The following is an 11449-nucleotide window of genomic DNA, read 5'->3' on the forward strand; positions in this document are numbered from 1 at the left end:
TCAGTTTTTCGACGCTGATTCCTGAAATTTTGCAATGCGCTGAAACGAAGCAAATATTCCCCGAAGCTCGCCGAACAACCCGAATTCCCCACTCGTGATTATTTTCCTTATCGCCATACTGGCGGCATGAAAAAACAACAGGGCTATACGCTAATTGAAACGCTGGTGGCAATGCTCATCATCATCACGCTCAGCGCGTCAGGGCTATATGGCTGGCAACGCTGGCGGCAACAGCAACGATTGTGGCAAACCGTCGTTCAGGTGCAGGACTACCTGCTGCAACTGCGCGAGGATGCCAACTGGCATAACCGTGACCATGTCATCGGCGTTATCAGAGAGGGAACGTCATGGTGTCTGGTCAGCTCTGCTGCGGCTCAAAATACCTGTAAGCCCGCTTCTACGTTGGTGTTAATCCCGCGCTGGGATGATGTTGAGATGGCAGACATCACGCCATCGCTGGCCTTTTTTGGCCTGCGCAACACCGCATGGGCTGGACATATTGGCCTAAAAAATGCCGCGGGTGAACGGTGGGTGGTGATATCGAGCTGGGGGCGAATTCGGCTTTGTGAGCGTGATGAAGCAGATGTATGTCGGTAAACGAACGCGGTTTTTCATTGCTGGAGGTGCTGATCGCAATGGCTATCAGCAGCGTTTTGCTACTGGGGGCTGCGCGCTTTTTACCGGCGCTTCAGCACGATATATTGCTCAACACGCGCCAGTTAGCCCTTGAAGATGAACTCTGGCAGCGAGCCTATACGGTGGCTAAACATCTCCAGCGGGCAGGGTACTGTCACGGAAACTGTAGCGGTGAAGGGCTGGTGATATCGGGACACGGTGATTGCGTAATTGCGCGTTGGGACGCTAACGGTAACGGCATTTGGGAGACAACCCCAGCTAAAGACGCGGACCAGATAGGTTTTCGTTTACAAGACCAGGTGCTGGAAACCTTGCGTGGTGCGACATCCTGCGATGGAAAGGGCTGGGATAAAATGACCGATCCTGGCGCTGTTCTGATTGAGACATTTCAGGTTGAACGCCAGAACATCAGCGGATTTGCGCCCATCCTGACCTTGCGTCTGCGCGGAGCCAGCAAAAGTGCGCCACAAAAGGTTATTGAAGCGCGCTATAGCGTGACGGGGTTTAACCTGTGAACCGGGAACGCGGCGTATCGTCCCTGGCGATGGTGCTTTTGCTTCTGCTGCTCGGCGGTCTGCTGCTCCAGGGGCTTAGCCAACAGGAAGCCAGTTTTGCTTCGCGCGTTGCTACGGAAAGTCAGGCTTTGCAGCACCAGGCTGTGGTGCAATCCGCCATGGAATGGGGACGTATGCAGTCCTGGCAACGGCAACCGGCCGTGCAATGCCGGCGTGATTCAACCGCGAATGTAGCCGTTTGTCTGCGATGGTATGGCGAGGATAACGTGTTGCTTATTACCGACTATGAAGGGATGTCACTATGGCGGCAGGGCGAGGTTATCGATGGCAATATTGTATTTTCCGCACGTGGCTGGAGCGATTTCTGCCCGCTAAGAGAGGCAGCACTGTGCCTGCTACCCTGAACCGGCAACGCGGTTTTAGCCTGCCAGAAGTGATGCTGGCAATGGTGCTTATGGTCATGATTGTGACCGCATTGTCGGGGTATCAAAGGGTATTAATGAACAGTTTCCTCATCAGAAGTCAGTACCAGCAGCTGTGGCGTCATGCGTGGATGCAAACCCAAATGACGGCATTTCCGTCGCCGTTAAACTGGCAGGTAAACCGAATGCAGACAACGCGGGCGGGATGTGTCAGCATCAACGTCAAACTTTCTTCACCCTTGGGCAGGCAAGGTCAAATGACGCGTCTGCACTGCCCAAACAGTCAGTAGTCAGGAGCCGCTATGTTAAGGGTCTACCACTCCAATCGTCTGGATGTGCTGGAAGCGTTAATGGAATATATCGTTGAGCGCGACCGGCTCATCGATCCCTTTGAACCTGAAATGATCCTGGTTCAAAGTACCGGCATGGCGCAATGGCTACAAATGACCCTGGCACAGAAGTTCGGCATTGCCGCCAATATTGACTTCCCGCTACCTGCGAGTTTTATCTGGGATATGTTTGTGCGGGTACTGCCTGATATCCCAAAAGAAAGTGCGTTCAGCAAGCAGAGTATGAGCTGGAAGCTGATGACGCTGCTGCCGCAGTTGTTGGATGACGAGGCGTTCACGTTGCTGCGCCAGTATCTGACAGACGATACCGACAAGCGTAAGCTGTTTCAGCTCTCCTCACGTGCCGCTGACCTGTTTGACCAGTACTTAGTCTACCGCCCTGACTGGTTGACGCAGTGGGAGTCGGGGAAACAGGTTGAAGGATTGGGGGAGTCTCAGGCCTGGCAGGCACCGTTGTGGAAAGCGTTGGTGGAATACACCGCAGAGTTGGGGCAAGAGCGCTGGCACCGCGCCAATTTATATCAGCGATTTATTCAGACCCTGGAAAATGCCTCAAGCTGTCCGCAGGGGCTGCCCGCTCGCGTCTTTATTTGCGGCATTTCCGCACTGCCGCCCGTGTATCTTCAGGCCCTGCAGGCGCTGGGGAAGCATATTGAAATTCATCTGCTGTTTACCAATCCATGTCGTTACTACTGGGGTGATATTAAAGACCCCGCGTATCTGGCAAAGCTGCTGGCACGTCAGCGTCGGCATAGCTTTGAAGAACGTCATCTGCCGCTGTTTCGTGATAGCCAGAATGCTGAAGAGTTGTTTAACAGCGACGGCGAACAGGATGTCAGTAACCCGCTTCTGGCCTCGTGGGGCAAACTGGGGCGGGACTATATTTACCTGCTTTCCGAACTGGAAAACAGCCAGGAGCTGGATGCGTTTGTGGATATCACGCCTGACAATCTTTTGCATAACATTCAGTCGGATATCCTTGAACTGGAAAGCCGGGCCGTGGCGGGCGTTAATCTGGAGGAGTATTCGCGCAGCGATAATAAGCGCTTACTTGAGCCGAATGACACCAGCGTAACGTTTCATGTTTGCCACAGCCCACAGCGCGAGGTGGAAATTCTTCATGACCGCCTGCTGGCGATGCTGGCGGCGGACCCAACGCTGACGCCGCGCGATATCATCGTCATGGTGGCGGATATCGACAGCTACAGCCCCTTTATTCAGGCTGTTTTTGGCAGCGCGCCGGCCGATCGCTATTTACCGTATGCCATTTCTGACCGTCGTGCGCGCCAGTCCCATCCGGTTTTACAGGCGTTTATTAGCCTGCTGTCGCTGCCGGACAGCCGCTTTGTCTCCGAGGATGTGCTGGCATTACTGGATGTTCCCGTGCTGGCGGCGCGCTTCAACATCAACGAAGAAGGGCTGCGCTATCTCCGCTTATGGGTGAATGAGTCCGGCATTCGCTGGGGCATTGACGATGACAACGTGCGTGAACTGGCACTGCCGCCGACAGGCCAACACACCTGGCAATTTGGTTTGACGCGCATGCTGTTGGGCTATGCGATGGAAAGTGCGCAGGGGGAGTGGCAATCCGTACTGCCGTATGATGAGTCCAGCGGTTTGATCGCCGAACTGGTGGGGCATCTGGCTTCGCTGTTGATGAAACTGAATCTCTGGCGTCGGGGTCTGGCGCAGGAACGTCCGCTGGAAGAGTGGTTGCCTGTTTGCAACGACATGCTTAATGATTTCTTCCTACCGGATGTGGATACCGAAGCAGCAATGACGCTGATTAAAGATCAGTGGCAGGCCATTATCGCTGAAGGTCTGGGGGCTAAATACGGCGAGGCCGTGCCGCTTTCGCTGTTACGCGATGAGCTGGCACAACGGCTCGATCAGGAACGCATTAGCCAGCGTTTCCTCGCAGGTCCGGTCAATATCTGTACCCTGATGCCGATGCGATCGATTCCTTTCAAGGTAGTGTGTCTGCTGGGCATGAACGACGGCGTTTATCCGCGCCAGCTTGCGCCTCTGGGTTTTGATCTGATGAGCCAAAAGCCGATGCGTGGTGACCGAAGCCGCCGCGATGATGACCGCTATCTGTTTCTGGAAGCCCTGATTTCGGCGCAGCAAACGCTCTACATCAGCTACATTGGTCGTTCAATCCAGGATAACAGCGAACGCTTTCCGTCGGTGCTGGTACAAGAGTTGCTGGACTATATTGGGCAAAGCCACTATTTGCCGGGTGATGAAGCGCTCACCTGTGATGAAAGCGAGGCCCGGGTAAAAGCGCACATAACCCGTTTGCATACCCGCATGCCTTTTGACGCACAAAACTATCTGCCGGGAGAGCAGCAAAGTTATGCCCGGGAGTGGCTGCCCGCGGCGAGCCTGACAGGCAAAGCACACACTGATTTTGTGCAACCACTGCCATATGTCATGCCTGAAATCCTGACACTAGAGACGCTGCAGAGATTTTGGGCACACCCGGTGCGGGCTTTTTTCCAGATGCGGCTACAGGTGAACTTCCGCTCTGAAGAGAGTGATATACCGGAGACGGAACCCTTTATCCTTGAAGGATTAACCCGCTATCAGCTTAATCAGCAGCTGCTTAACACGCTGGTTGAAGAGCATGATGCGGAGCGTTTGTTCCGTCACTTCCGTGCGGCAGGCTCGCTGCCTTACGGGGCATTTGGCGAAATCCTGTGGGATGCCCAGCGCCAGGAAATGCAGTCGCTGGCCGAGCGTATTATCGCTTGTCGCCAGCCGGGTCAGAGTATGGAGATCGATCTCAACTGCAACGGCGTGCAAATCACCGGGTGGCTACCGCAGGTTCAGCAGGACGGTTTGTTGCGCTGGCGCCCATCTTTGTTAAGCGTTTCTCAGGGCGTGCAACTTTGGCTGGAACATCTTGTCTATTGTGCCAGTGGTGGAACGGGTGAGAGCCGGCTGTTCCTGCGTAAAGATGCAGAGTGGCGTTTTCCTCCACTGGATGCCGAGCAGGCAATGCGCTACTTGGCGCAGCTTGTTGACGGGTATCGCGAGGGCATGTCATCGCCGTTACTGGTGCTACCGGAAAGCGGTGGGGCATGGATAAAAACCTGTTATGACGCCGCAAATGATGCCATGTTAGAGGATGACGACACGCGGCAAAAAGCGCGTAGTAAGTTTTTGCAGGCCTATGAAGGCAACATGATGGTACGCGGTGAGGGTGACGATATCTGGTATCAACGCCTGTGGCGTCAGCTGGAGCCGGATACGCTAGAGGCCATTGTGGCGCAGTCTCAGCGCTTTTTGTTACCGTTATTTCGCTTTAATCAGTCATGATGATTGTATAAAAATTGCGCAATTCGATGGCTTCCTCTATGATGCGCTTTCTGTCACGGACTGATTCTTACACATAAGATGCTGACTCGTTCAGCACAAAGTCTTGCCCTGTTCAGACCCCGCCTTTCTGCGTGGTTTGCTGTGAACAGGTGAATACGTTAATGATGAGGTTTGTGAATGCCCCGCAGCACCTGGTTTTGCGCAATACTGTTGTTCGTTGCCCTTTGGGCGCCCGTAAGTCAGGCAGATACCGGTTGGCAGCCCTTAGCTGAAACCATCCGTAAAAGCGATAAAGACACCCGCCAGTATCAGGCCGTGCGCCTGGACAACGGCATGGTCGTGTTGCTGGTATCCGATCCCCAGGCCGTGAAATCCCTTTCCGCACTGGTGGTGCCCGTTGGGTCTCTGGAAGATCCCGACGATCATCAGGGGCTGGCGCATTACCTCGAACACATGTGCCTGATGGGCTCGAAAAAATACCCGCAGCCGGATAGCTTAGCGGAATTCCTTAAAATGCACGGCGGCAGCCACAATGCCAGCACGGCGCCTTATCGCACGGCTTTCTATCTTGAAGTTGAAAACGACGCGCTGCTCGGGGCGGTGGATCGTCTGGCGGACGCCATTGCCGAACCGTTGCTGGATAAAAAATATGCCGATCGCGAGCGTAATGCCGTTAACTCTGAGCTGACGCTGGCGCGTACCCGTGACGGTATGCGTATGGCGCAGGTGAGTGCCGAGACCATCAACCCGGCGCACCCGGGCTCGCGCTTCTCCGGCGGTAACCTGCAAACGCTGAGCGACAAGCCGGGTAATCCGGTGCTGCAGGCTTTACAGACGTTTCATGAAAAGTACTACTCGGCAAACGTGATGAAGGCGGTAGTTTACAGCAATAAACCGCTGCCAGAACTGGCGCGGATAGCCGCTGATACCTTCGGACGGGTGCCGAACAAAAATATCGAAAAGCCGGAAATCACCGTCCCGGTAGTTACCGACGCGCAAAAGGGCATCATAATCCACTATGTCCCGGCGATGCCGCGTAAAGTGCTGCGCATTGAGTTTCGTATTGATAACAATAGCGCACAGTTTCGCAGTAAAACCGATGAGCTGGTGACGTACCTGATTGGCAACCGCAGCCCAGGTACCTTGTCTGACTGGCTGCAAAAGCAGGGATTAGTGGAAGGCATCCGTGCGGACTCTGACCCGGTGGTCAACGGTAACAGCGGTGTATTAGCCATTTCCGCGACCTTAACCGACAAAGGCCTGGCGAATCGCGATGAAGTGGTCGCGGCCATCTTTAGCTATCTCAACCTGTTACGCGATAAAGGCGTCGATAAACGTTATTTCGACGAACTGGCGCACGTGCTGGATCTCGACTTCCGCTATCCGTCCATCACCCGTGATATGGACTATGTGGAATGGCTGGCAGATACCATGATCCGCGTTCCGGTAGAACATACGCTGGATGCGGTAAATATTGCCGACCAGTACGATGCGAAAGCCGTGCAGCAGCGTCTGGCGATGATGACGCCGCAGAACGCGCGTATTTGGTACATCAGCCCGAAAGAGCCGCACAACAAAACCGCATACTTTGTTGATGCGCCTTATCAGGTCGATAAAATAAGCGATAAAACATTCGCTGACTGGCAGCAAAAAGCGCAGGGCATTGCGCTGTCTTTGCCGGAGTTAAACCCCTATATTCCTGACGATTTCACGCTGATTAAAGCGGATAAAAAATATGCGCGTCCGGATCTGATCGTCGATGAGCCGGATTTACGCGTGGTCTATGCGCCGAGCCAGTATTTTGCCACTGAGCCGAAGGCCGACGTCAGCGTGATCCTGCGTAACCCGAAGGCGATGGACAGTGCCAAAAACCAGGTGTTATTCGCGCTTAACGATTACCTGGCAGGCATTGCGCTTGACCAGTTGAGTAATCAGGCTGCGGTGGGCGGTATTGGCTTCTCGACCAACGCCAACAACGGTTTAATGCTCAACGCTAACGGTTATACGCAACGTTTACCGCAGCTTTTTCAGGCGCTGCTGAGCGGTTATTTCAGCTATACCTCTACGGAGGAACAACTGGAACAGGCGAAATCCTGGTACGCGCAGATGATGGACTCTGCGGAAAAAGGCAAAGCCTACGACCAGGCGATTATGCCGGTACAGATGCTTTCTCAGGTGCCGTACTTCTCGCGTGATGAGCGCCGTAAGTTGCTGCCTTCTATTACCTTAAATGAGGTGATGACCTACCGTGACACGTTAAAAGCCGGGGCGCGACCTGAATTCCTCGTGATTGGTAATATGAGCGAGGCGCAGGCGAAGACCATGGCGCGGGACATCCAGAAACAGCTGGGTGCTAACGGCTCGGAGTGGTGTCGTAACAAAGATGTGGTGGTGGACAAAAAGCAGTCCGTTATCTTTGAAAAAGCGGGCAGCAGTACAGACTCCGCGCTGGCGGCGGTATTTGTCCCCACCGGCTACGATGAATACACCAGCTCAGCCTACAGCGCCATGTTAGGACAGATTGTGCAGCCGTGGTTCTACAATCAGCTGCGTACCGAAGAGCAGTTGGGATATGCCGTATTTGCCTTCCCGATGAGCGTAGGCCGTCAGTGGGGGATGGGCTTCCTGCTGCAAAGCAGTGACAAGCAGCCGTCTTATTTGTGGGACCGCTACAAAGCATTTTTCCCCACGGCGGAAGCGAAGCTGCGGGCGATGAAAGCCGATGAGTTCGCGCAAATTCAGCAGGCTATCATTGCGCAAATGCTGCAGGCGCCGCAAACGTTAGGGGCAGAAGCTTCGCAGTTAAGCAAAGATTTCGATCGGGGTAATATGCGCTTCGATTCACGTGATAAAATCGTGGCTCAGATTAAACTGCTGACGCCGCAAAAGCTTGCCGATTTCTTCCATCAGGCGGTGGTTGAGCCGCAAGGCATGGCGATACTGTCACAGGTTTCCGGCAGTCAGAACGGGAAAGCAGACTATGTGCACCCGGAAGGCTGGAAAGTGTGGCAGACCGTCAGCGCGTTGCAGCAAACCTTACCCCTGATGAGTGAAAAGAATGAATGATGCCGCTGAGTCCCTTGATCCTCTCCGCTTGCCCCTGACGGGCGAGCGTCTGATTGAAGCCTCCGCAGGCACCGGTAAAACCTTTACCATCGCCGCCCTGTATTTACGTTTACTGCTTGGACTGGGCGGCTCTGCCGCCTTTCCCCGTCCGCTGACCGTCGAAGAGCTATTAGTGGTCACCTTTACGGAGGCGGCCACTGAAGAACTGCGTGGACGTATTCGTAGCAACATCCATGAACTGCGCATTGCTTGCCTGCGTGAAACCACCGAAAACCCGCTGTACGTCCGTCTGTTAGATGAAATTGCCGATAAAAAGCAGGCCGCGCAGTGGCTGCTGCTGGCTGAACGACAGATGGATGAAGCGGCGGTGTTTACCATCCACGGTTTTTGTCAGCGCATGCTCAGTCTCAATGCCTTTGAGTCCGGCATGTTGTTTGAACAACAGCTGATTGAAGATGAATCACTGCTGCGTTATCAGGCCTGCGCGGACTTTTGGCGTCGGCATTGCTACCCGCTGTCTCGCGATATTGCGCAGGTGGTTTTTGAAACGTGGAAAGGGCCGCAGGCGCTGTTGAGGGATATCGATCGCTACTTGCAAGGGGAAGCGCCGGTCATTAAAGCACCGCCGTCAGCAGATGAAACGCTGGCATCCCGACACGAAAAAATCCTCGCACGCATCAACCAAATCAAGCAGCAATGGTGCGATTCGGTTGATGAGCTGGACGGATTGCTGGAAGCCTCGGGGATCGACAGACGTAAATTTAACCGGGGTAATCAGGGTAAGTGGATTGAGAAGATAAGCGCCTGGGCGCAGGAAGAAACGCAAAGTTATCAGTTGCCGGATGCCCTGGAAAAATTCTCCCAGCGTTTTCTGGAAGAACGTACCAAAGCGGGCGGCATCACGCCACAGCATCCGCTTTTTGTTGCCATTGATGAACTGCTCGCTGAGCCGCTGACTATTCGCGACTTGGTGATCACACGGGCACTGGCGGAGATCCGCGAAACGGTGGCTGCAGAAAAACGTCGACGCGGTGAGCTGGGTTTTGACGATATGCTCAGTCGTCTCGATGCGGCGCTGCGCAGTGAAAGCGGCGACGCACTGGCGACAGCCATCCGTAGCCGTTTTCCGGTGGCAATGATTGATGAATTCCAGGACACCGATCCGCAGCAATATCGCATTTTCCGCCGTATCTGGCAGCATCAGCCGGATACGGCCCTGCTGCTGATTGGCGACCCGAAACAGGCGATTTACGCGTTTCGCGGCGCGGATATTTTTACCTATATGAAGGCGCGCAGCGAAGTGAGCGCGCACTACACGCTCGACACCAACTGGCGCTCGGCGCCTGGCATGGTTAATGGTGTGAATACGCTGTTTAGCCAGATGACCGACGCCTTTATGTTCCGCGAAATCCCCTTTAGTCCGGTGAAATCCGCCGAAAAAAATCAGTCGTTGCGGTTTGTCCTGAACGGTGAAACACAGCCAGCGATCAACATGTGGTTGATGGACGGGGAAAGTTGCGGTGTCGGTGACTATCAGAATTACATGGCCCGGGTTTGTGCGACGCAAATTCGTGACTGGCTGAAAGCCGGACACGCGGGCAAGGCGCTTCTGACGAGCGCTAAAACATCACGACCGGTACGCGCGTCGGATATCAGCGTGCTGGTGCGCAGTCGCCAGGAGGCAGCGCTCATCCGCGATGCGCTGACGCAACTGGCGATCCCGTCGGTCTATCTTTCCAACCGTGATAGCGTCTTTGAAACCCTCGAAGCGCAGGAACTGCTGTGGGTATTGCAGGCGGTGATGACGCCGGAGCGTGAAAATACGCTGCGTAGCGCACTGGCAACGTCGATGATGGGGCTGAATGCGCAGGATATCGAAACGCTCAATAATGATGAGCATGCCTGGGATGCGGTAGTCGAGGAGTTTGACGGCTACCGTCAGCTCTGGCACAAGCGCGGCGTGATGCCGATGCTTCGCGCGCTGATGTCGGCGCGTCAGATTGCGGAAAACCTGCTGGCAACGGCGGGAGGCGAGCGTCGCCTGACTGATATTTTACACATCAGCGAGCTGCTACAGGAAGCCGGTTCGCAGTTGGAAAGCGAGCATGCGCTGGTGCGCTGGTTATCCCAGCATATTCTTGAGCCGGACAGCAATGCATCCAGCCAGCAGCTCAGGCTGGAAAGCGATAAGCACCTGGTCAAAATCGTCACTATTCACAAATCGAAAGGGCTGGAATACCCGCTGGTCTGGCTGCCTTTCATCACTCATTTTCGCGTGCAGGATCAGGCGTTCTATCACGATCGCCGTTCGTTTGAAGCGGTGCTGGATCTCAGCCAGGCTGATGAGAGCATCGAGCTGGCTGAGGTTGAACGTCTGGCGGAAGACCTGCGTCTGCTCTACGTCGCGCTGACCCGTTCGGTATGGCACTGCAGCCTTGGCGTTGCGCCGCTGGTACGCCGCCGGGGAGATAAAAAAGGTGACACCGATGTGCATCAAAGCGCGCTGGGCCGTCTGTTGCAAAAAGGCGAGCCGATGGACGCTGCCGGACTGCGCGCCGCCATTGATGCGCTTTGTAGTGACGATATTGCCTGTCGGGTCCCTGATGAACCGGACACCGAACGCTGGCTTTCTGCTGAAGAAAGCTGCGAGCCGTTGAGCGCGCGGACGCTGCCGCGCCTGCCAGGCGATAACTGGCGCGTTACCAGTTATTCCGGCCTGCAACAGCGCGGGCACGGTATCGCGCAGGATCTGATCCCCCGGCTGGACGTTGATGCGGCGGGCGTCGGTGAAGCGATTGTGGAATCCGGACTCACGCCGCACCAGTTCCCGCGTGGGGCGTCACCGGGAACATTTTTGCATAGCCTGTTTGAAGCGCTTGATTTTACCCAGCCGGTGGACCCGCTTTGGGTGCAGGAACAACTCGCGCTTGGCGGGTATGACGCACATTGGGCGCCGGTTCTGACCCCGTGGCTGGAGGCCATTTTGCATGCGCCGCTCAACGAAACTGGCGTGAGTCTGAGCGCACTTTCAGCGCATGAAAAACAGGTGGAGATGGAGTTTTATCTGCCGATTTCGCAGCCGCTGATTGCCAGCCAACTGGATGCGTTGATCCGCCAGTATGACCCGCTCTCGGCGGGC

The 11449-nt window shown here is 55.1% G+C and carries 7 protein-coding genes; all 7 read left to right on the forward strand.

All coding sequences use genetic code 11. The features are described 5' to 3' along the window. Positions 1-126 precede the first annotated feature (126 nt). Positions 127-597, forward strand: coding sequence for a prepilin peptidase-dependent protein (locus FDW95_RS06955; RefSeq protein WP_115257573.1), 471 nt, complete (start codon positions 127-129; stop codon positions 595-597). Next, positions 588-1151, forward strand: a complete 564-nt coding sequence (locus FDW95_RS06960; RefSeq protein WP_115257574.1) for a prepilin peptidase-dependent protein — start codon at positions 588-590, stop codon at positions 1149-1151. Before FDW95_RS06955 ends, FDW95_RS06960 begins: the two co-directional genes overlap by 10 nt. Then, complete coding sequence (locus FDW95_RS06965) at positions 1148-1555, forward strand: DUF2509 family protein (RefSeq protein ID WP_115257575.1); 408 nt, start codon at positions 1148-1150, stop codon at positions 1553-1555. The genes FDW95_RS06960 and FDW95_RS06965 overlap by 4 nt, the downstream gene beginning before the upstream one ends. Further along, complete coding sequence (locus FDW95_RS06970) at positions 1540-1863, forward strand: prepilin-type N-terminal cleavage/methylation domain-containing protein (protein ID WP_096755854.1); 324 nt, start codon at positions 1540-1542, stop codon at positions 1861-1863. The genes FDW95_RS06965 and FDW95_RS06970 overlap by 16 nt, the downstream gene beginning before the upstream one ends. Before the next feature lie 12 nt (positions 1864-1875). Next, positions 1876-5244 (forward strand): exodeoxyribonuclease V subunit gamma, encoded by a 3369-nt coding sequence (gene recC, locus FDW95_RS06975; protein WP_115257576.1) that lies wholly within the window; start codon positions 1876-1878, stop codon positions 5242-5244. A gap of 177 nt (positions 5245-5421) precedes the next feature. After that, positions 5422-8310, forward strand: coding sequence for a pitrilysin (gene ptrA, locus FDW95_RS06980; RefSeq protein ID WP_115257577.1), 2889 nt, complete (start codon positions 5422-5424; stop codon positions 8308-8310). After that, a partial coding sequence (gene recB, locus FDW95_RS06985) for an exodeoxyribonuclease V subunit beta (RefSeq protein WP_249358941.1) occupies positions 8303-11449 on the forward strand: 3147 nt, incomplete at its 3' end. The genes ptrA and recB, both read left to right, overlap by 8 nt.

This window comes from Citrobacter sp. wls718, assembly GCF_005280945.1.
GTDB lineage: Bacteria > Pseudomonadota > Gammaproteobacteria > Enterobacterales > Enterobacteriaceae > Citrobacter > Citrobacter gillenii.

Coding starts and splice junctions, on each gene's coding strand:
- recC (WP_115257576.1), top strand. CDS start 1,876: ATGTTAAGGGTCTACCACTCCAATCGTCTGGATGTGCTGGAAGCGTTA.
- FDW95_RS06955 (WP_115257573.1), top strand. CDS start 127: ATGAAAAAACAACAGGGCTATACGCTAATTGAAACGCTGGTGGCAATG.
- ptrA (WP_115257577.1), top strand. CDS start 5,422: ATGCCCCGCAGCACCTGGTTTTGCGCAATACTGTTGTTCGTTGCCCTT.
- FDW95_RS06960 (WP_115257574.1), top strand. CDS start 588: ATGTCGGTAAACGAACGCGGTTTTTCATTGCTGGAGGTGCTGATCGCA.